This window comes from Erythrobacter sp. SD-21 (genome assembly GCF_000181515.1).
In the GTDB taxonomy this organism is placed as follows: Bacteria; Pseudomonadota; Alphaproteobacteria; order Sphingomonadales; family Sphingomonadaceae; genus Qipengyuania.
In genome coordinates this window covers 576115-596144 of the sequence record NZ_ABCG01000001.1, presented here as the reverse complement: position 1 = coordinate 596144, position 20030 = coordinate 576115, and the positions used below count along the sequence as shown (strand labels likewise).

16 protein-coding genes and 1 pseudogene are annotated in these 20030 nt (G+C 63.1%); 8 read left to right on the top strand and 9 right to left on the bottom strand.

Features of this window, described 5'->3' with window-relative positions; translation table 11 throughout:
- Positions 1-105: 105 nt before the first annotated feature.
- From rplI to rpsF, 3 genes are read right to left on the bottom strand one after another with little or no spacing between them, the layout of a single operon-like run.
- Positions 106-744 carry a 50S ribosomal protein L9 gene (gene rplI / locus ED21_RS02900; protein ID WP_006832331.1) on the bottom strand — a complete coding sequence of 213 codons (639 nt, stop codon included), beginning with the start codon at positions 742-744 and terminating at the stop codon, positions 106-108.
- Positions 745-756: 12 nt separating this feature from the next.
- A complete protein-coding gene (gene rpsR, locus ED21_RS02895) occupies positions 757-981 on the bottom strand; it encodes a 30S ribosomal protein S18 (RefSeq protein WP_006832330.1) in 225 nt (74 codons plus the stop codon).
- Complete coding sequence (gene rpsF / locus ED21_RS02890; protein ID WP_006832329.1) at positions 981-1346, bottom strand: 30S ribosomal protein S6; 366 nt, start codon at positions 1344-1346, stop codon at positions 981-983. The genes rpsR and rpsF overlap by 1 nt, the downstream gene beginning before the upstream one ends.
- 218 nt (positions 1347-1564) lie before the next feature.
- On the opposite strand from rpsF, the gene ED21_RS02885 reads away from it, so the two are divergent.
- Entirely contained in the window at positions 1565-2521 is a 957-nt protein-coding gene (locus ED21_RS02885; RefSeq protein WP_006832328.1) for a DUF808 domain-containing protein, read from the top strand.
- Between the two features lie 143 nt (positions 2522-2664).
- Positions 2665-4347, top strand: a pseudogene (locus ED21_RS15735) (diguanylate cyclase).
- Here ED21_RS15735 and ED21_RS02875 read toward each other — a convergent pair.
- Positions 4344-5771 carry a Mur ligase family protein gene (locus tag ED21_RS02875; protein WP_006832326.1) on the bottom strand — a complete coding sequence of 476 codons (1428 nt, stop codon included), beginning with the start codon at positions 5769-5771 and terminating at the stop codon, positions 4344-4346. The pseudogene ED21_RS15735 and the gene ED21_RS02875 overlap by 4 nt on opposite strands.
- 42 nt (positions 5772-5813) lie before the next feature.
- Here ED21_RS02875 and ED21_RS02870 point away from each other — a divergent pair, with 42 nt between their 5' ends.
- The 5 genes from ED21_RS02870 (at position 5814) to ED21_RS02850 (ending at position 10789) form a co-directional block, all read left to right on the top strand.
- On the top strand, positions 5814-6665 hold the full coding sequence (locus ED21_RS02870; protein WP_006832324.1) for an LD-carboxypeptidase: 852 nt from the start codon (positions 5814-5816) through the stop codon (positions 6663-6665).
- A gap of 24 nt (positions 6666-6689) precedes the next feature.
- Positions 6690-7628 carry an ACP S-malonyltransferase gene (gene fabD / locus ED21_RS02865; RefSeq protein ID WP_006832323.1) on the top strand — a complete coding sequence of 313 codons (939 nt, stop codon included), beginning with the start codon at positions 6690-6692 and terminating at the stop codon, positions 7626-7628.
- Positions 7628-8380 (top strand): 3-oxoacyl-[acyl-carrier-protein] reductase, encoded by a 753-nt coding sequence (fabG, locus tag ED21_RS02860; RefSeq protein ID WP_006832322.1) that lies wholly within the window; start codon positions 7628-7630, stop codon positions 8378-8380. Before fabD ends, fabG begins: the two co-directional genes overlap by 1 nt.
- 144 nt (positions 8381-8524) lie before the next feature.
- The gene (gene dnaN / locus ED21_RS02855) at positions 8525-9649 is read left to right on the top strand and encodes a DNA polymerase III subunit beta (RefSeq protein ID WP_006832321.1); all 1125 of its coding nucleotides are present in this window, start codon (positions 8525-8527) and stop codon (positions 9647-9649) included.
- Between the two features lie 60 nt (positions 9650-9709).
- Positions 9710-10789, top strand: a complete 1080-nt coding sequence (locus ED21_RS02850; RefSeq protein WP_006832320.1) for a DUF2855 family protein — start codon at positions 9710-9712, stop codon at positions 10787-10789.
- Here the strand turns inward: ED21_RS02850 and ED21_RS02845 are convergent.
- The 5 genes from ED21_RS02845 to ED21_RS02825 all read right to left on the bottom strand — a co-directional run bounded on the left by ED21_RS02845 (position 10786) and on the right by ED21_RS02825 (position 17576).
- Positions 10786-11796 (bottom strand): NAD(P)-dependent alcohol dehydrogenase, encoded by a 1011-nt coding sequence (locus tag ED21_RS02845; RefSeq protein WP_006832319.1) that lies wholly within the window; start codon positions 11794-11796, stop codon positions 10786-10788. The two genes, ED21_RS02850 and ED21_RS02845, sit on opposite strands and share 4 nt — an antisense overlap.
- Entirely contained in the window at positions 11793-13544 is a 1752-nt protein-coding gene (locus ED21_RS02840; protein WP_006832318.1) for an amidohydrolase family protein, read from the bottom strand. Before ED21_RS02840 ends, ED21_RS02845 begins: the two co-directional genes overlap by 4 nt.
- A gap of 76 nt (positions 13545-13620) precedes the next feature.
- Entirely contained in the window at positions 13621-14493 is an 873-nt protein-coding gene (locus tag ED21_RS02835) for an alpha/beta fold hydrolase (RefSeq protein ID WP_006832317.1), read from the bottom strand.
- A gap of 18 nt (positions 14494-14511) precedes the next feature.
- On the bottom strand, positions 14512-16200 hold the full coding sequence (locus ED21_RS02830) for an alpha/beta hydrolase (RefSeq protein WP_006832316.1): 1689 nt from the start codon (positions 16198-16200) through the stop codon (positions 14512-14514).
- 68 nt (positions 16201-16268) lie between these two features.
- Positions 16269-17576, bottom strand: a complete 1308-nt coding sequence (locus tag ED21_RS02825) for an FAD-dependent oxidoreductase (protein WP_006832315.1) — start codon at positions 17574-17576, stop codon at positions 16269-16271.
- A gap of 248 nt (positions 17577-17824) precedes the next feature.
- Here ED21_RS02825 and ED21_RS02820 point away from each other — a divergent pair, with 248 nt between their 5' ends.
- On the top strand, positions 17825-19957 hold the full coding sequence (locus ED21_RS02820) for an EAL domain-containing protein (protein WP_006832314.1): 2133 nt from the start codon (positions 17825-17827) through the stop codon (positions 19955-19957).
- Positions 19958-20030 lie beyond the last annotated feature (73 nt).

The following is a 20030-nucleotide window of genomic DNA, read 5'->3' as shown; positions in this document are numbered from 1 at the left end:
CTCTTTTCGTTTTCGTGACCCCGTCTGCCACAGGAATCCGCTTGTTACAAAAAGGGCGCGGAAGCCGAAGCCGCCGCGCCCTGATTGTTTGCTTCTCGCGTAGGATCAGCCTTCGGCGTTCTCTTCGCTGTCCGAAGCTTCGGCGTCGGCGCCGTCCTCGAGCATGTCGGCGGGGATCTCACCCGGCTCGAGCGTGGGATCGGTGGTGTTGGCCGCAGCCATTTCCTCGATCTCGCGCTGCTCTTCTTCGAACATCTGGGCCAGAACATCGACGCCTTGCGTCTGCAGTTCGGCTTCGTCGTCCGAGCGGGCGACATTGGCCTTGATCGTGACCGAGACTTCCGGGTGGAGGTCGACGCGCACGTCATGCATGCCGATCGTCTTGATCGGGTTGCCCATGATGATCTGCTTCTTGTCGATCTCGTGACCCTTGTCGGCGAGGCCGTTGACGATGTCGCGCACGTTGACCGAACCGTAAAGCTGGCCCGTGTTCGACGCGGCACGGATCAGGATGATCTCGACGCCGTCGACCTTTTCGCCGGACTTTTCGGCTTCGGTACGACGTTCGGCGTTTTCCTTCTCGAGACGGTCGCGGTTGGCTTCGAAAACCTTCTTGTTGGCTTCGTTGGCGCGCAGGGCCTTCTTCTGCGGGAGCAGGAAGTTGCGAGCGTAGCCGTCCTTGACGGTGACGACGTCACCGATCGTGCCGAGCTTTTCGATGCGCTGGAGGAGAATGATATCCATGAGGTCTTCTCCTTACTTCACGATGTAGGGCAGCAGGCCGATGTGGCGCGCGCGCTTGATGGCCTTGGCCAGTTCACGCTGCTTCTTCGCGCTGACGGCGGTGATGCGGCTGGGGACGATCTTGCCACGCTCGGACATGAAGCCCTGGAGCAGACGAACGTCCTTGTAATCGATAGCCGGCGCGTTCTTCGCGGAGAACGGGCAGGTCTTGCGGCGGCGGAAAAACGGACGTGCCATCAGTTACGCTCCTCGCGGTCCTTGCGCTTCTTCGAATCGCGCTCGTTCTTGCGCATCATCACGCTGGGGCCTTCTTCGTGTTCGTCGACACGGATGGTCATGTAGCGGATGACGTCTTCGTTGATGCGCGTCTGGCGCTCGAGCTCGGCAACGACGGCACCGGGGCCTTCGATGTTGAGCATCACGAAGTGAGCCTTGCGGTTACGGTCGATCTTGTAGGCGAGGTTCTTGAGACCCCAGGTCTCGGTCTTGGTGACCTTCCCGTCGTTAGCTTCGACGATTTCGGTCGCCGTGGCGGCGAGCTGGTCGACCTGAGCCTGGCTCAGGTCCTGTCGCGCCAAGAAGACATGCTCGTAAAGAGCCATGCTCTTGTCCTTTCACTGTCTGGCCGATCGCTGGCTTGTCCGCGGGATTGCGGGGCCCCTCCGGCTTTCTTGGGTATCCCCGTTCCGGCAGGTCCGGATGCAAGGGATGCGCGCACATAGCGGGATTTGCGCATAATGCAAGCGATCTTGGCCCTTGCCGCGACGGAATGTGCGGGGCAGGGGCGCATTGCATCGGTAATCCAAGGGGAAAGACCAAAATGCCGACCGGCCTCGTAGCACTGCTCGATGACGTTTCCATTATTGCCCGCACCGCCGCCGCCTCTGTAGACGATGTCGCCGCGGCAGCAGGACGGGCCGGTTCCAAGACAGCGGGCGTGATAATCGACGATGCCGCCGTAACGCCGAGCTATGTGACCGGGCTTTCCCCGGCCCGCGAGCTTCCGATCATCTGGGCGATCACTAAGGGCAGTTTCAAGAACAAGCTTATCTTTCTTCTGCCGGGCGCCCTGCTTCTCAGCGAATTCCTGCCCAGCGCAATCATCCTGATCCTGATGCTGGGCGGGGCTTTCCTCTCCTATGAGGGCGCGGAAAAGGTGATGGAAAAGCTGGGCGGCGAAAAGCACGGCAAGACGGTCGAGGACGTGATCCAGGATCCCGTGGCGTTCGAGAAGCAGCGCGTCGCGGGCGCCATCCGCACCGATCTTATCCTTTCGGCTGAGATCATGGCGATCGTGCTCAACGAGTTGTCGAGCGAGACAATTGTCGAGACCTTCTGGCAACGCGGGCTGGCCCTTGCCCTGGTCGCCATCGCCGTGACCGTAGTGGTCTATGGCTCTGTCGCGCTAATCGTGAAGATGGACGACGTCGGACTGCATCTGACGAAAAAGTCTTCGGCCACAGCGCAGGCTATCGGGCGCGCACTGCTGAAGGGCATGCCTTGGTTGCTCAAGACCCTATCCTTCGTGGGGACTATCGCCATGCTGTGGGTCGGGGGCGGTATTGTCGTCCATGGTACGCACGAACTGGGCTTCGACCTTTTCTACGATATCGCTCACGGCGCGGAATACGCGGTCCAGAATGCGACCGGTGCCTTGTCCGGCCTGGCGGGCTGGGTAACCTATGCGGGCATATCGGCGCTCATCGGTCTCGCACTGGGGTTCGTCATCGCGATGCTCATCCACAAGGTGCTGTTTCGCGGAAAGGGCGCGCATTGAAGCTGGCTTGCGTCCCCTCTCGGGACGCGGAGCGGCAACACCCTGTTCAAACCGAATATTTCGAGCGATAAGGCCCCTGTTCTGCGTTGGGGGACGCGGGAGTTTTAGGGGGAGCCGTGAGCCGCCGCATACTGGCAAGCTTAATGTATGCAATCGCTGTTGGCTGGGCCTTTCTCGCCCAGCCGCTGGAGGCCCGCGACCTGGCCCTCGACGCGCTGGCCTGCGTCGGAGGAGCAGACAGCTCGGCCGAGGCGCTCGCTCTGGGGGCGAGCGAACTCGATTGCGCCGAAGGTAGGTTCGCACGAAACGATCGGTTCGTCCGCACCCATGCAGAGGTCCCCGGCGGGTTCGCAACTGCTTCGACTTCCCTCTACTGGCAAACCGATCCTTCCAACTACCAGTCCATGCTGGTCCGCTTCATTTATGCCGACGGGCAGCAAAGGCTCGTCGATGTCGATCCGCAGATGGCGGTCCGCGCGTGGTTCGCCCGGACCCGGTTCAGCGTGCCGGTTCCAAGATCGGAGAGCCCGCTCGAAGTCGTGGACGTCGTCTTCGAGCGGCCGCGCACGATCGCCACGATCAGGGACACCCGCCTCGTCACGCGCGAGGAGGCTCGCAAGGAGCATTTCTTCCGTTCGCTGACCTACGCCCTTATCTGTGGAATGCTCATCGCGCCGATCATCTTCGATTTCCTGTTCTTCCGCACCCTGCGCTTCCGCTTCATGATATGGCATGCGGCCATGACCTTCGGCCTCCTGGGTTTCGTCGTTTCCAATTCAGGGCTGATCTTCCAGCTGTTCCCGAACACGCCGCTCGGCGTGCGTTTCCAGCTCAACACGCTCACGCTGGCGCTGGCGATAGCTGCGGCGGTCGGCTTCATCCTTTCGCTGCTGGAAGAGGGCGCGGTGCCCAAGTGGCTGCAACGCCTGACAATAGCGCTGACGGCTTTGAAGATCGTGACAATCATCGATCTAGAACCGCTTCGCCTGGTTTCGCACAGCGCCTTCCTCGCCTCGGTGCTGCCGCTGGCGCTCGGGGTGCTGGGACTGATCGCCGTGGCCCTGTTCAACGAAAGCCGGGCGGCCCTGTACCTCCTGATCTCGTTCTCCGGGATGATCATCGGCGGTGTCATTACTCTGGCGATTTCGCTCGGGTGGTATCGGCCCTCTTATCATGTCGACGATTTCCTCTACGCCGCCATGCTCCTGCTGGTGCTGGGCAGTTCGGCAGCCGTCGGGGACCGCTTCATGGTGCTGCGGGTGGAGCGGGACCGAGCGCGGGTGAACGCGGTCAAGCTTGGCCGCATGGCGCTCAGCGATCCGTTGACCGGCCTTGGCAACCGGCGCGCCTTCGACTCAGTGAAGCGCCTCGAGAACGGACAGGCGCTGCTGGTCGCGGACGTCGATCATTTCAAGGCGATCAACGACAGCGAGGGGCATATTGTGGGGGACACGGTGCTGCGGCACATGGCGAGCCTCATGCGGAACAGCTTCGAAAATGTCGAAGGCTCCACCATCTAGCGTCTGGGCGCAGAGGAATTCGCGCTCATTTTCGCCTGCGAGGACGAGCTCGACGTCCGCAAGGCTGCCGAACGCCTTCGCCTCGCCGTCGACCGCAGGAACGGGGAGAACCCCCTTGGTATCCCGCACGCAACGATCAGCGTTGGCGGTTCCCTCGGGCAAGGCCGATCGCGAGACGCAGTCTTCGCTGACGCGGACCGCGCGCTTTATGCGGCAAAGCACGCCGGGCGAAACCGAAGCGTCATCGTGACTAAGGATGGTGAAGTCGAAATCGTCGAACCGGCTGGGGCCGCCGAAATACGCTAGGACAGGCGGGCGAAGACCTTGCGCGCGAATTCGGATAGCGTGTCGTCTCGCGCGCCCATCACCACGATCCGGTCCCCGGGACTCGCGAGGTTGACGAGGCGATCCTCGATGGCCTTGCGTGTAGGGATATATTCGGCGCGCCCTCCCGCCTGCTCCACCAATCGGACGATCCGTTCGCTCCCTTCGCTACGATCGACCGTGCCGCCGAAATAGACCGGGTCGCACATCAGCACGCGGTCGTCCTCGGCCAGCTCATCGACGAAGACCTGCGCGAGCTCGTCGCCCATCTGGCGCAAGGGGCCGTAACCGTGCGGCTGGAAGAAGACGAGCACCCGGCCGCTATGGGCGCGCAGGGTGCGGAGCGTGGCCGCGCATTTCTCGGGGTTATGGCCGAAATCGTCGATCACGGTAATGGCCGCGTGGCTCGTCCCCACGATATCGAAGCGGCGGGCTAGTCCTTCGAAACCGGCGAGCGCCTCGACCGAGGCGGCGACGGGTACGCCGGCCGCCGCTGCGCCCGCGATGGCCGCGAGCGCGTTCGAAAGATTGTGCCGGCCCGGCATGTTGAGCCGCAGCGCTTGTTCGGACTTGTCGTGGCGGTCGATCACCATTGCCGCCTGCCGAACCGGACCTTCGGCAATGCTGCCCGGCACGATGCTGATCTGCGCCTTGTCCTGCTCGATCCCGAAGGTGATCACGTCCTTCGCCTGCGGGAGCAGTGCCAGCGCTTCCTCGTCATCGGCGTTGATCACCGAGATGCGGCTGCGCGAGAGATAGTCGCCGAACAGCTGGCGCAACTCCTCCATGCTCTTGTGGTCGAGGCTGACGTTGAGCAGCACGCCGACGGCGGGGCGATAGAGGGCGATGGAGCCATCGCTTTCGTCGACTTCGCTGGCATAGATGCTCTGGCTGCCCACCACGGCGCTGGCAAAGGGGCGTTCGGGCGAGACGAAATTCTTCATCACCGCGCCGTTCATGATCGTAGGTGCACGGCCAGTAGCTTCCAGAATCCAGCCCAGCATTCCCGTAACGGTCGACTTGCCGCTGGTCCCGGCGACGGCAATCCCCGCCCCGCTGGTGTTGAAGAGGATCGAGTTGAGCTCGGCGCGGGTCAGGCGCAGGCAACCAAGTTCGTTGGCGCGGTCTATCTCGGGCACGCTGTCTTCGATCGCGGCGGAGGCGACCACGATTTGCTCGCCCGAGACGATGCCGCTGCCGTCCTGCGGGTGAAGCTGGAAACCCTGCCGTTCGAGCGCGGCGAATTTCTCCGGCGTGCGCCCCTGGTCGAAGCTGCGGTCGGAGCCGCCGACTTCGCAGCCGCGGCCCTTGAGGATTTGCGCCAGCGGCAGCATTCCCGATCCGCCGATGCCGACGAAGAAGAAAGGGCGCGCGAAAAGCTCATCAGGGCTGGGGAAGTCGGTCATTGCGGCCTCGCTATGCAGTTGTAAGCGCAATGACAAGCAGGCATGGTCGCACCCGTGCACCGACCGATCCGAAAAGTGGCGATCTGCGCCCCCGCGACACCGCTCAAACGCAAATACGCCGAGGCCGTTCTGGCGCTGGCGGCGGAGGAATTTCCGGACATCGCGCTCCATTTCCACGAGCAATGCTTCGTCGAGGACGGACATTTCGCCGGGGCGGACGCCGTGCGGCTCGGCACCTTGCTCGAATGCGCGAACGACGCCGCTTTCGACGCCGTGTGGTTCGCCAAGGGTGGATACGGCTCCAACCGCATTGCCGCGAACTTCATCGGACGGGTCCAGCCCGCCGCGCGCGAGAAGGCTTTTCTCGGCTACTCCGACATGGGTTTCCTCCTCGGCGCGCTCTACCGCGCGGGGATTGGAAAACCGATCCACGCGCCAATGCCGGTGGATGTAAAGCGTGAGGGCGGGGAAGAAGCGATCCGCCGCGTCCTCTGCTGGATGGCGGGCGAGGATGCCGGACTTGAACCCTCCCTGTCCGGCAGGCCAGTAGCGGCGTTCAATCTCTATACGCTGGCGATGCTGGTCGGCACGCAGTTCATGCCTTCTCTGGATGGGCACGAGGTGCTGATCGAGGAAGTGGGCGAATACGAATATGCCATCGACCGGCTGATGTTCCATCTGGTGGAGCACATGCAGGGCGTGGCCGGGATACGGCTCGGCGAGGTGACCGCCGTGCCCGAGAACGACCGCCCCTTCGGTGCCAACGCCGAAGAAATCGTGCGCGGATGGTGCGAACGCTACGGCATCGAATACCTCGGGCGCGCTGCCATCGGTCACACCTCTGACAACAGGATCGTCCCCTTCGGCCTTGAGGCTTGCGGCGCACGCGCCTAAGCGGCCCCGCACAAGGAGAGATTCATGACTGCATTCATCTTCCCCGGTCAGGGGAGCCAGAAAGTCGGCATGGGCGTCGAGCTCGCCGAAGCCAGCGCGCACGCTCGCGAGGTGTTCGAGGAAGTCGACGACGCGCTGAACCAGAAGCTTTCTGCGCTGATGAAGGACGGTCCGGAAAGCGAACTCACGCTCACCAGCAACGCGCAGCCCGCAATCATGGCGAATTCCATCGCCACCCTGCGCGTGCTCGAAAAGGAATTCGGCGTTGTGCTTGCCGACAAGGCGACTTGTGTCGCAGGTCACTCGCTCGGCGAATATTCGGCGCTTTGTGCAGCCGGCGCCTTCGGCCTGTCCGAGACCGCCAAGCTGCTGCGTCTGCGCGGCATCGCCATGCAGGACGCCGTGCCGATTGGCGTCGGCGCAATGGCCGCGCTGCTCGGCGCCGATATCGAGAAGGCCACCGCGCTTGCCGAAGCGGCGGCCGAAGGGCAGGTGTGCGAGGTCGCCAACGATAACGACCCCACGCAGGTCGTGATTTCCGGCCACGCCGAAGCCATCGACCGCGCCATCGAGATGGCCAAGGAACACGGCATCAAGCGCGGCATCAAGCTGCCCGTCTCCGCGCCGTTCCACTGCTCGCTGATGGAACCGGCGGCCCAGCGCATGAAGATCGCGCTCGCCGATACCGCGCCCGGCAGCTTCACCGTGCCTCTCTTTGCCAATGTCACCGCTGCCCGCGTCACCGACCCGGCCGAAGAGCAGGCACTATTGGTCGACCAAGTTACCGGCCGCGTGCGCTGGCGCGAAAGCGTGCTCGCCATGCAGGAGGCGGGTGTGGAGCGTTTCGTCGAGTTGGGCGGCAAGGTGCTCGGCCCGATGGTCGGCCGCATCGCAAAGGAGGCGACCACGGTCAGCCTCGTCACCATGGAAGACCTTGAAAATTTCGCGAAGGAGAACGGCTGATGTTCAACCTCGAAGGCAAGACCGCCCTCGTCACCGGTGCCAGTGGCGGCATCGGATCGTCCATCGCCTATGCGCTCGCTCGCCAAGGGGCGCGCCTCGCGCTGTCCGGCTCGAACGGGGACAAGCTGCGGGCATTTCGCGAACAGCTCAACGCCGACACCGGCCGCGACCATGTCGAGATTACCTGCAACCTGTCCGACACAACGCAGGTCGAGGAACTGATCCCGGCCACCGTCGACACGCTGGGCAGCATGAACATCCTCGTCAACAACGCCGGCATCACGCGCGACAATCTCGCGATGCGGATGAAGGACGAGGAATGGGACGAGGTAATCCGCATCAACCTCGAAGCGAGCTTCCGCCTGATGCGCGCCAGCGCGCGCCCGATGATGAAGGCCAGGGGTGGCCGGATCATCTCGATCACCAGCGTGGTCGGCCACACCGGCAATCCCGGCCAGATGAACTACGTCGCCGCCAAGGCGGGCCTGACCGGCATGAGCAAAAGCCTCGCGCAGGAACTCGCCAGCCGCAACATCACCGTGAACTGCGTCGCCCCCGGCTTCATCCGCACCGCGATGACCGATGCACTGAACGACGACCAGAAGGCCGCCATCAACAGCCGCATCCCAATGGGCCGCATGGGCGAGGGCGACGAGATCGGCGCCGCCGTGGCTTACCTCGCCAGCGATGAAGCCGCTTATGTCACGGGGCAGACCATCCACGTGAACGGCGGTATGGCGATGCAGGGGTAAATCCACTTATCCCCAAGGGAAAACCGCTCGTTAGCGCGCGAAGCTTGCGAGCCATGCCAGCATAGCTAAGGTCAATATCCGTATTCCGGCGCTGGTGGAGCGATTCCGGCCTTCACCGCGCCCAAAAGGGACGAAAGAAGGACCATGAAGGCCACAATCGAACGCGCGACGCTGCTGCGCTGTCTCTCCCACGTCCAGTCCGTGGTCGAACGCCGCAACACCATCCCGATCCTCTCGAACGTGCTGATCGAAGCGGAAGGCAATGGCCTGCGCGTCATGGCGACCGACCTCGATCTGCAAGTGGTCGAACATATCGAAGCCGCCAGCGTCGAAAGCGACGGCGCGATCACGGTCTCGGCCCACCTCCTGTTCGACATTGCCCGAAAGCTGCCCGAAGGTAGCCAGGTCAGCCTTGAAACCGCGGAAAACCGCATGGACGTGAAGGCCGGGCGCAGCCGCTTCAAACTGCCGACCCTGCCGCGCGACGATTTCCCCATGATCGTCGAAGGCGACCTGCCGACCAGCTTCTCGCTGCCTGCCAAGACGCTGGCCGAGATGATCGACCGCACGCGCTTTGCGATCTCGACTGAAGAAACGCGTTACTACCTTAACGGCATCTTCCTGCACGTTTCGGACGAGGATCAGCCGGTCCTCAAGGCCGCGGCCACCGACGGCCACCGCCTCGCGCGCTTCACGCTTGCGCGCCCCGAAGGCGCGGAAGGCATGCCCGACGTGATCGTGCCGCGCAAAGCCGTGGCCGAACTGCGCAAGCTGCTCGACGAAAAGATGGACGGCGACGTCCAGATCGACCTGTCGGCAAGCAAGATCCGTTTCACGCTCGGCGGTGAGGGCGGCGTGGTGCTGACCAGCAAGCTGATCGACGGGACTTTCCCCGATTACTCGCGCGTCATACCGACGGGCAACGACAAGCTCCTAAAGATCGACCCGAAAAGCTTCTTCGCCGGTGTCGACCGCGTGGCGACCATCGCCACGGAAAAGACCCGCGCTGTGAAGATGGGACTCGACAAGGACCGCGTGACACTCACCGTGACCTCGCCCGACAACGGCACGGCTTCGGAAGAGCTTGCGGCCGAATATGGCTCGGACGGCTTCGAGATCGGTTTCAACGCCGGCTATCTTAAGGACATCCTCAGCCAGATCGACAGCGACCAGGTTGAAATCCACCTCGCCGACGCCGGCGCGCCCACGCTGATCCGCAAGAACGACGACAGCCCCGCGCTCTACGTCCTCATGCCGATGCGGGTGTAACAGCCCTCGCATTTGTCATGACCTGCCGCTAGCGTCCTCCCCGAAAGTGGGAGAGACGCGATGCAGCAGGTTCATGTCCATAAGTCCGATTTGACCAAGGCCGATGTGGTCGAACTGGACGAGGGCGCTCTGGCCGAGGGCGCGGTGCGGCTTGCTATCGAAAGCTTCTCGGTCACTGCCAACAATGTGACCTACGCCGTAGTCGGCGACGGCTTCGGCTACTGGAACTTCTTCCCCGCGCCCGAGGGCATGGGCATCGTCCCCATGTGGGGCCACGCGCGGGTAATCCAGAGCAACCATCCCGAGTTTACCGTGGGCGAGCGCGTCTATGGCTACCTGCCCATGGCGAGCCATCTCGATGTCGTGCCGGGCAAGGTCAGCGCGGGCGGCTTCGTCGACATGGCCGAGCATCGCCTGCCGATGAGCCCGATCTACAACCAGTATTCTCGCCTTGCCGTCGACCCGGAACACGATCCCGATCGCGAGGGCGAGCGCATGCTCTTCGGTCCGCTGTTCAGGACGGGCTTCCTGATCGAGTATTTCATGCGCGCCGAGAACTGGTTTGGGGCGAGCCAGGTGATCCTGACCAGCGCCTCGTCCAAGACCGCGATGGGCCTTGCTAGCGTGGCCAAACGGCGGTCGCCGGATGTGAAGCGGGTCGGTCTGACCTCACCAGGCAATGTCGAGTTCGTGAAGGCCAGCGGGCTCTATGACGAGGTGCTCGCCTATGACGCCGTTGGAGACCTGGCTGCAGTGCCCAGCGTAACGGTCGACTTCGCGGGCAACGCCAAGCTGCTCGGCGCATTGCACCACCACCTCGGGGACGATCTCAAATACTCCTGCCTTGTCGGCGCGACGCATATCGAGGAGCGGGGCGGCGGTATCGGCGGGGCCGGTGATCTGCCCGGACCGACTCCGACCTTGTTCTTCGCGCCCGACCATGCGGTGGCGCTGTTCAAGGAACACGGGTCCGAAAAGGCAGGCGCTATGGTTGCCGAAAGCTGGCGCGGTTTTCTCGAGGATGCCGGCGGGGCCATCGCGATCGAGCGCCGCAGCGGGCTCGAGGCCGCGCGCGACACTTTCGTCAAAATGGTCGGCGGCAGCGTCGATCCCGCCAAGGGGATCGTGATCGAGCCCTAGACCTCGATGCCGATCTTGCCGAAGTGACTGCCGCTTTCCTGGTGGCGGAAAGCGTCGGCAAGGTCCTCAAGCGCGAAGATATCGCTCACCTGCGGCTTGATGCCATTGGCCTCGATGGCCGCGATCATGTCCTGCTGCATCGCGCGGCTGCCGACGGTGAGGCCCTGCACGGTGAGGTTCTTGGAGAAGAGCAGGGCGGTCTGCACCGGCCCCGCTATGCCCGCCAGCACACCGATCAGCGCCACATGGCCGCCGACGCGGGTCGCCAGCATCGATTGGTCGAGCGTCCCGGCGCCGCCGATCTCGACGACGCAATCAACCCCGCGTCCGCCAGTGAATTCGAGCGCCTTGGCCCCCCAGGCCTCGACCTCCTTGTAGTTGATCAGGTGATCCGCCCCGAGTGCCTTCACCTGTTCCAGCTTCTCGTCGGAAGAGCTGGTCGCGATCACCGTCGCTCCGGCTGCCTTGGCGAATTGGAGGGCGAAAATCGACACGCCGCCCGTGCCCTGCACCAGTACGGTGTCACCGGGCTTGAGCGCGTAATCGACGAACAGCGCGCGCCATGCCGTCAGCCCGGCGCAGGTCAGCGTTGCCGCCTCGATATGGCTGAAACCCTTGGGCGCGCGGGTGAACCAGTGTGTTGGCGCAGTAATCGCCTGTCGTGCGTAACCGTCGATCCCGTCCCCCGGTACGCGGGTGAAGGCGGTCTGTGGCGGCTCACCGTCCAACCACTCGGGAAAGAAGGTGCTGATAATGTGGTCGCCGGTGGCGAATTCGGTCACGCCGTCGCCGACCCCGGTGACCACGCCCGCGCCGTCCGACATGGGGATGCGGCCCTCGGTCGTCGGGATCATGCCCTTCACCACGGCGTAGTCGTGGTAATTGAGCGAACTAGCCTTCAGCTCCACCGAGATTTCTCCCGGTCCGGGCGCGGCAGGATCTTCGATGTCGACCCATGCCAGCGCGTCGAGTGTGGAGGGCGTGGTGCCGGTGCGGATCGCCTTCATTCGGCTGCCTCCGCCAGTTCGGCGCGTTGCGGGCCGCGGATCAGGCCGCCGGGCGTCTCGCCGGTCCATTCTCCTTCGCGGAAGGTCACCACGCCGTTCTTGATCGTGGCGACATAGCCTTCCGCCTTTTGCAACAGGCGTTTGCCGCCCGCCGGAAGGTCGAAGGCGAGCCATGGTTTGCCGAGCTTGAGGCGCTCCATGTCGATCACGTTGATATCGGCGATATAGCCGGGGGCGAGCACCCCGCGGTCCTCCAGCCCGTAGAGCCGCGCGGTGTCAGCGCATTGCCGCTTGATCGCGTTCTCCAGGCTGATGGTGCCGCGCGAGCGATCGCGCACCCAGTGTTGCAGCATGAAGGTGGGCGAGGCCGCGTCGCAGATCGTGCCGCAATGCGCGCCGCCGTCGGACAGTGAATTCACCGTGTCGTCGGCGTTCTGCAACTCATGGAGGAAATCGAGATTGCCGTCGGCGTAGTTGAGGATCGGCAGGTAGATAAAGCCCTTGCCATCGTCGCTACAAAGCAGGTCGTAGGCGTACTCGTCGCCCGACTTGCCCGCCGCCTTGGCGCGTTCGAGGATGCTCTCGGCAGCGGTCGGCTCGTAATTGAAATCGGGGTCCATTTCGAACTGCATGTTCCAGCCGCCGCAGACCACCATGATCAGGCCGATGATGTCCTGATTGACTTCGGAAAAATCGTGCTGCTCGGCCAGCATCTTCGCCTTGAACTCGGGATCGAACAGCTTCGCCTTCTGCTCCTCCCACGGCAAGTCCTGGATCTCTTTCCAGCTCGGCTTCAGGCGGAAGGGGTGGACGGTGCCGCGCCAGGCCATGACGATGCCGTTTCCGCGCAAGGCGATTTGGGCGACGATGTTCGCGCCGTTGTCGTTCTCTGCGCGCATGGAGGAAATTTGCTCGTCGAGCGGCATTTCCTTGGCGATCGATTGCAGCGCGGCATAGGTGCAGGGCAGGCCGGTTTCGCGGCTCAGCGCGCCCATCCAGCCGAACTCGTCCCACTCGCGCATCATGTCGCTGGCCATTTCGAAAACGCCGTGGCCCGCGCGGCCCATGGCGCGGCCGATCTCGATCAGCTCTTCCTTGGTCGCCGTGGTGCCGGGGACGACCTCGCCGTCGACATCGCGGTGGAGAACGGTGCGCGAGGTGGAGAAGCCCAAAGCACCGGCGCGCACGCCTTCTTCGACGATCGTCGCCATCTGCGCGATATCATCCTCGGTCGGAACCGCGCCGGGACGCTCGCGATCGCCGAGGACGTAGGCGCGGACCGAGCCGTGCGGAACATGGGTGCCGACATCGACCGTGCGCGGAAATTTTTCGAGTGCGTCGAGATATTCGGGGAAGGTCTCCCAGTCCCAACTCATGCCTTCGGCGAGCGCGGTGCCGGGAATATCCTCGACGCCCTCCATCAGGCCGATCAGCCATTCGTGCTTGTCGGGCTTGGCCGGCGCGAAGCCGACGCCGCAATTGCCCATCACGACGGTGGTCACACCGTGCCAGCTGCTGGGGGCCATTTCCTGGTCCCAGGTCGCCTGCCCGTCGTAATGCGTGTGAATGTCGACGAAGCCGGGGGTGACCAGCATACCCGATGCGTCAATCTCCTCCGCCGCGTCGCCCGACACCTCGCCGACCTGCGCGATCAGGCCGTCCTTAACTGCGACATCGCCGGTGAAGCGCGCCTCTCCGGTTCCGTCGACGATGGTCCCGCCGCGGATGATCAGGTCGAATGCTGGCATGAGTGTGGCTCCTCTCTCTCGCGAGGGAAGGTTCCACATTGCAACTGGTCTGGCAAGGGGCCGTCAGGCCACCCGGTTATGCGGCGCGGCGGCTCTCCGCTTCGGTCGAGGGCGCGTCGAGGAAAAAACGGATGCTCGCGACGCTTTCGTCGGCATGGGTAAGCAGGAACAGGTGACCGCCGCCCTTGAACACTTCTAGCCGCGAATTGCGGATCATAGTGTTGAGGATCTTGCCGTTCACCAGCGGCACGATCTGGTCCTCGTCGCCCATCATAATCAGCACTTCCTTGTTCATGAAGGGTAGGCCGGGAAGGCTGGTCCAGCCAAGCATGGCGACAAGCTGGTAGAGATAGCCGCGCGGGGAGGGCGGCTTGAGGCGACCAATATGGTCTTCCTTGCTGCCCGGCCGCTTGGTCATGCCGCCGTAGAGCATCATGAAATGCTCGTTCATGAACTTGGAATCGACGTAGCGGCGCGGGTTTGCCATCTTGGATAGCGCGGCCGGATTTCCCGGCACCATCAGCATGCCGGCGGTCGTCGCCACCAGCACCAGTCGCCGCGTGCGGCCCGGATGCTGAAGCGCGAAATGCTGCGCCATTGCGCCGCCCCAGCTGACCCCCATGACATCGACCTCGTCGACGCCGAGCTGGTCGAGGATCTGCGTCGCCGTCCAGCTCATGGTGAAGGGGTTGTAGGGTACGGTCGGGTCGGGGCTTTCGCCCGTGCCCGGCATGTCGAAGATGATGAAGGCGCGCTCGGTCAGGCGCTCTGCCAGCGGGGCGACAGCTTCGATATTGGCGCCGATGCCGTTGAAGAACAGGATCGGCGCGTGGTCCGAAGGCTTGTCCAGGCGCCAGTGCGCCACCCGCAAGGTGCGACCGCCTGCCTCGATCATCTCGACAGTGGCGGTCCCGAGATCTTTTTGGGGTTCGTCCTTCGAAGCGGTCACACGCAATCCTTTTTCAACCTAGCAGGCTTCCATAACGTATAGGCCGGGGGCGGGGTCCAGTGGCTTGAACTCCTTGTTCCCCGTTTTCGCCGGAGCCTTCTTCTTCTCGCCGGCGCGGGTCTGCAGCCAGTTCATCCAGTAGGGCCACCACGAACCGGCGACCTCTTCGGTACCTTCCAACCACTTGTCCGCCGTTTCGGGCAGCTTCTTCTTCGCATCCTTCTGGATATAGTACCTTGCCTTGGGGTTACCGGGAGGGTTCAAAATCGCCTGCATGTGCCCGGAATGCGACAGGACGTAGGTAATGTCCTTCGAACCGAAGAGGCGGGTGGACCGATAGGTGGCCTTCCACGGGGTGATATGATCGGTAACGCCCCCAAGGATGAACAGGTCGCTGGTGACCTTGGAGAGGTCGATCTTGTGATCGACCATCTCGACTTCGCCCTGCTTGGTGAAAGCGAGCGTTTCGAACACGGTCAGGAAGTCGCCCATCAGCGCTCCCGAAAGGTTCGTCGCATCGGCGTTCCAGAACAGCACGTCGAAGGCCGGCGGGTCCTGCCCGAGCAGGTAGTTGTTGATGACGTAGTTCCAGATCAGATCGTTGGGGCGCAGCCACGCAAAGCCGCGCGACAAGTCGTCACCCTTGATGACACTCTTTTTGGAAGCGCGGCGACGGGCGAGAGCAAGGCCGTTTTCGCTGACAAGCGATCCTGCCTCGATGTCGTTCTGCTTGGGATGGAGCACGCAAACCATCAGCGTCAGGCTGCCGAGGATATCATCCTTGTCTGATGCAAGCTTGCTGGCGAGCATGGCCGCCGTCTGCCCGCCCGAACAGCCAGCCGAGACATTGATCTTCTTGCTGCCGGTAATCTTCGACACGGCCTCCATCGCCTCGCGGCAGGAATTGACATAATCGGCCATGTCCCAGTCGCCCTGGTCGGCGGTCGGGTTTTTCCAGCTGATGACGAAGGTCTGGATGCCGTTGTCGACTTGGTATTTGACCACCGACTTCTCGGGCGAGAGGTCGTTGATATACATCTTATTGATTTGCGGCGGGATGGTGAGCTGCGGGATCTCGTAGACCTCGTCCGTCGTCGGCGCGTAATGCACCAGCTCCATCATTCCGGTGCGCAGGACCACATCGCCCTTTGATGTCGCGATATTCTCGCCAAGCTTGAAGGGCTTCTTGTCGACCTGGCTGACCATACCCTTGTTGTGGACCATGTCGTCATAGGCGTTCTTGAGGCCCTTCACGAGGGAGAGGCCGCCGCTCGTAATCGCCATTTTCTGCGCCGACGGATTGCCGATCAAGGTGTTGGTGGGCGCAAGACTGTCGATGATAATGTTCGAGATGAAGCGCGCGCGGTCGCGTTCCAGTTCGTCCAGTTCGAGGTCTTCGAGCCAGCGCGAGGCACCCTTCTGCACTGCGAGGTAATACTGCATGCCCGCGCGCATGAAGGGGTTGTATTGCCACGCCGGGTCCTGGAAACGGCGGTCCTTCTTGTCGGGCGCAAGCTCGCTCTTGCCGGTCATGATCTTGAGCATGTCCTCGCCCATCGTCTGGCTATGCTTCATCAAGCGCTGCGGATCGGAAGCCGTTTCGCGCAGCATGACGGCCACCGCGCCGAAAATATCCTCGCGCGTGAGGCCGATGAGCGGGCCGAGGGCGCTGGTGTGCTGGACAGCTTCGTCTTCGAGCTTGGGCATGGGCGGGTCTGTCCTCTTTCTTGGCGTTTCAAGCTGAACGAGTGGTGCGACCCTGCCGTTCCGGATGGCTACCTTAGCGCGGCAATCATGCTGTCGATATCGACGAATTTCTCGCGCGGGGATCCGTCTCGGGCAGCCGCGTTCTCGGCTTCCTCGATCCGCTGCCAGTCGCGGAAGGTGACGATGTCGAGGCCGCGCTCCTCGGCCAGCGCGTCGAAACCGTCGCGGCCGCGCTTGCGAGCGCCCATGCCGATGTCTTGGGCGACGAGTTCGATGACGCCATAGCCGTCGGGGCGGTTGGTGCCGATGGTCCCGGTGGGGCCACGCTTGGCCCAGCCGACGCAATAGAGGCCGGGAAGGATGCGCCCCTCGTCATTGGCGAAGTGACCGGCGCGCTCGTCAAAAGGCACGCCTTCGATGGGTGAGGAGCGGTAACCGATGCAGGTCACGACCAGATCGGCGGGAACGATGTAGGAATCGCCCGTGCCGACGGCGCGGCCCTTCTCGATAGTGGTGCGCTCGACCTCGACGCCTGTGACTTTATTTGCAGAGCCGGTGATGGCTGTCGGATTGGCGTAAAAGTCGAACTCGATGGTGATCGGTGTTTCGCCACGGATACTCTGCGGAATGGCGGCGAATTCGCGCAGGAGCGTGACCGATTTCCGCAAGCCCGGCTCGAGGATCGCGTCGTCTCCTTCGGGTGGGAGGTCGGCCTCGGCCACGAAGGGGCTTGCGCGTTTGAGGTGCATGAGCTCGCCCAGTTCCTTGGGTGTCATCATGATCTGGTGAGGGCCGCGCCGTCCGAGGATGGTGATCGTCTCGAGCTTCGATGACGCGAGCGCTTCGAGCGCGTGGAGGACGATGTCCGAGCCTTCGAACTCGCTGTCGGTCTTGGACAGGATGCGCGCCACGTCCAGCGCGACATTGCCCATGCCGATGACGACCGCGTGTCGTCCCGAAAGGTCGGGATCGAGCTCTGCAAACTGCGGATGGCCGTTGTACCAGCCCACGAAGGCGGCGCTACCGAAGACATTGCCCAGATCCTCGCCATCGAGGCCGAGCGTGCGATCGTGCGGCGCGCCGGTCGCGAGGATGACCGCGTCGTAGAGGTCCTGCAGTTCGCCGATGGAAACGTCCGTGCCCACGTTCACATTGCCGACGAAGCGGACGTTGTCGGTCAGCGCGGTCTTCTCATACCGCATGGCGACCTTCTTGATCGACTGGTGATCGGGCGCGACGCCGGTGCGGATGAGGCCATAGGGAACCGGCAGGCTGTCGAAGACATCGACCCGCACATCCTCGCCCCATTGCTTGCCCGCCGCTTCAGCCGTGTAATACCCGGCCGGACCCGAACCCACGATGGCGATATGGCGCATTAGCGATCGTCTCCCAGCGACTTGCGGGCACTTTGCCGCGCCTTGTCACGGGTGGCAAGCGCTGCCTCGAACCCGCACGCCTGCGCCAATGCAATGGTTATGCAAATATTAAGGAATACTCCCTAGATACGAGGTCGTACGGCGTCTCTTCATGCCGTGCCAAAGGGTTAGTAGCCGGGGGTCGAATGGCAGGTTTCTTTTCGAGAACTGCAAAAGCCGCGAGGTCCGGAGGGGACGAAACGCAGTGCGTGCCGATCGCGCTGAACGACCACGCGCGCCGCGTGGAACTGCTCGACAGTTTCGAAAAGGCGGGGCTCGGCTGGTTCTGGGCTACCGATGTCCACGGAAGGCTGATCTACCTTTCGCAGTCAGCCATCGAACTGCTTGGCACGAGCGCGGACGAGATCTACGGCGCACAGCTGACCGACCTGTTCCATGTCGACAAGGGTGACCGCGAAGAAGATGCGGAGCGCGAAGTCCGCCCGCTCGCCTATTATCTGAGCGCCCGTAACTCGATTTCGGGCCTGCGTGTAAAAATGGCGATCCGCGGCGAAGATCGCTATCTCGAATTCGCCGGCAAGCCGCATTTCGATCGCCACAACAAGTTTTGCGGATACCGCGGTAGCGCCAAGGATGTGACCGCCCAGCGCGAGACCCAGCGCGATGCCGAACGTCTCTCGCAATACGATTCGCTGACGGGCCTCGCAAACCGGCACCGGATGCACAAGAAGCTCGATTCCAGGCTCAAGCATTTCCGCAACGACAAGCGCGTCTGCGCTCTCATGATGCTGGACCTCGACCGCTTCAAGCAGGTCAACGATACTCTCGGCCATCCGGCTGGTGACGAGCTGCTGAAGCAGGTCGCCGCACGCCTCGGCCAGATTTGCGGCCACCTCGGAGAGATCGGGCGCCTGGGCGGAGACGAGTTCCTCATCATGCTTCCCGATGTCGACGACCGCGGCGATCTCGGCGACCTTGCTGCGCGCGTGATCCAGATGATCGCGCAGCCCTATTCGATCAACGGTTCGCGGGCGATCATCGGTGTATCGCTGGGCATCGCGATTGCCCCTTATGACGGGCTCGACGCGGAAGAGCTGATAAAGGCCGCCGACCTTGCGCTCTATGCTGCCAAGGGCGGGGGCAGGGGCCAGTATCGGTTCTATTCCAGCGATCTCAAGGAAGGCGCGAAATTCCGCCGGATGCTGGAAGAAGACCTGCGCGACGCCCTGCACAAGGGCGAGCTGGCCATGCATTACCAGCCCATAATCAAGGCGAAGGACTACAAGCTTTCCGGCTTCGAGGCGCTGATCCGCTGGGATCATCCCGAACGCGGCTTCGTACCGCCGGACCTCTTCATTTCCTGCGCCGAGGATATCGGGATGATCTCCGAGATCGGCGAATGGGCGCTGCGCAAGGTCTGTGAGCAGGCGCAGCAATGGCCGGTGGAATTGCGGGTTGCCGTCAACGTATCGCCGACCCAGTTCGCCAATGCCGATTTCGTCCAGATCGTCCAGCGGGCGCTGCACGCATCGGGCCTTGCACCCGACCGGCTCGAGCTGGAGATCACCGAAAGCGTTTTCGCGGGCGACGAGGAGCGCACCCTCGAGATTTTCCACGCGCTGAAGGATATCGGCGTCCGGCTGGCGCTGGACGATTTCGGGACGGGCTATTCGTCCATGAGCTACTTGCGCCATGCCCCGTTCGACAAGATCAAGATCGATCAGAGCTTCGTTCGCGGATCGACGGAGGAGGGCAACAACAATTCGGCCATCATCAGCGCGATCGTCAGCCTTGCGCGCGCGCTCAAGATGGAAACCGTCGCCGAAGGCACCGAGACGAAGGATGAGCTTGAGCTCGTCATCAAGCGCGGTGCAAGCCACATCCAGGGCTACATTTTCTCGCGGCCGATCACGCATGACGATGCGCTCGAACGGCTTGAAAAGGGCGAACTGGTCTACGAACCGCGCGGACCCGAGAAGTACCGCGCCGAACGCCGCACGGTGCTGCGCAAGATCGGCGTCATCCATGACGATCATCGCTACACCGTCGTCCTGCGCAACATCTCCAAGTCGGGCGCGCGCGTCGAGGGCCTGGGCAACGTGCCGGTCGGCACCGATTTCGTGGTCGATCTCGGGGATGGGCAGTTGGCGGTTGCCACGGTCCGCCGCTCGCACAAGCACGTCCTGGGGTTGGAATTCGAAACGCCACTCATCAGCGACGGGGCGGACGGCCTCTGCACGCGCCACCGGGTCTCGCCCTACGAGATCGAAGCGGCTGGCCGGCCTCTCGCGGCCCTGCCAAAGGACGCTTACGGCATGCTCGCCGGCGACCGGTCGGGCCGGATACTGAGCGTGCCGCGCTTCGCTGAAATCGAGATCTGACACGCCATCGTCATGCCGATTTCGCGTGCCGTATCAGGGCGCTGTTAGCTTTATACTAACCAATTCTCGCTAG

What these genes read in the sequence shown, in the direction of transcription:
- ED21_RS02885 (WP_006832328.1), top strand. Translation starts at nt 1,565, where the DNA reads ATGCCGACCGGCCTCGTAGCACTGCTCGATGACGTTTCCATTATTGCC.
- ED21_RS02875 (WP_006832326.1), bottom strand. Translation starts at nt 5,771, where the DNA reads ATGACCGACTTCCCCAGCCCTGATGAGCTTTTCGCGCGCCCTTTCTTC.
- rplI (WP_006832331.1), bottom strand. Translation starts at nt 744, where the DNA reads ATGGATATCATTCTCCTCCAGCGCATCGAAAAGCTCGGCACGATCGGT.
- ED21_RS02840 (WP_006832318.1), bottom strand. Translation starts at nt 13,544, where the DNA reads ATGCCAGCATTCGACCTGATCATCCGCGGCGGGACCATCGTCGACGGA.
- ED21_RS02870 (WP_006832324.1), top strand. Translation starts at nt 5,814, where the DNA reads ATGGTCGCACCCGTGCACCGACCGATCCGAAAAGTGGCGATCTGCGCC.
- fabD (WP_006832323.1), top strand. Translation starts at nt 6,690, where the DNA reads ATGACTGCATTCATCTTCCCCGGTCAGGGGAGCCAGAAAGTCGGCATG.
- ED21_RS02825 (WP_006832315.1), bottom strand. Translation starts at nt 17,576, where the DNA reads ATGCGCCATATCGCCATCGTGGGTTCGGGTCCGGCCGGGTATTACACG.
- rpsF (WP_006832329.1), bottom strand. Translation starts at nt 1,346, where the DNA reads ATGGCTCTTTACGAGCATGTCTTCTTGGCGCGACAGGACCTGAGCCAG.
- dnaN (WP_006832321.1), top strand. Translation starts at nt 8,525, where the DNA reads ATGAAGGCCACAATCGAACGCGCGACGCTGCTGCGCTGTCTCTCCCAC.
- rpsR (WP_006832330.1), bottom strand. Translation starts at nt 981, where the DNA reads ATGGCACGTCCGTTTTTCCGCCGCCGCAAGACCTGCCCGTTCTCCGCG.
- ED21_RS02830 (WP_006832316.1), bottom strand. Translation starts at nt 16,200, where the DNA reads ATGCCCAAGCTCGAAGACGAAGCTGTCCAGCACACCAGCGCCCTCGGC.
- ED21_RS02845 (WP_006832319.1), bottom strand. Translation starts at nt 11,796, where the DNA reads ATGAAGGCGATCCGCACCGGCACCACGCCCTCCACACTCGACGCGCTG.
- ED21_RS02850 (WP_006832320.1), top strand. Translation starts at nt 9,710, where the DNA reads ATGCAGCAGGTTCATGTCCATAAGTCCGATTTGACCAAGGCCGATGTG.
- fabG (WP_006832322.1), top strand. Translation starts at nt 7,628, where the DNA reads ATGTTCAACCTCGAAGGCAAGACCGCCCTCGTCACCGGTGCCAGTGGC.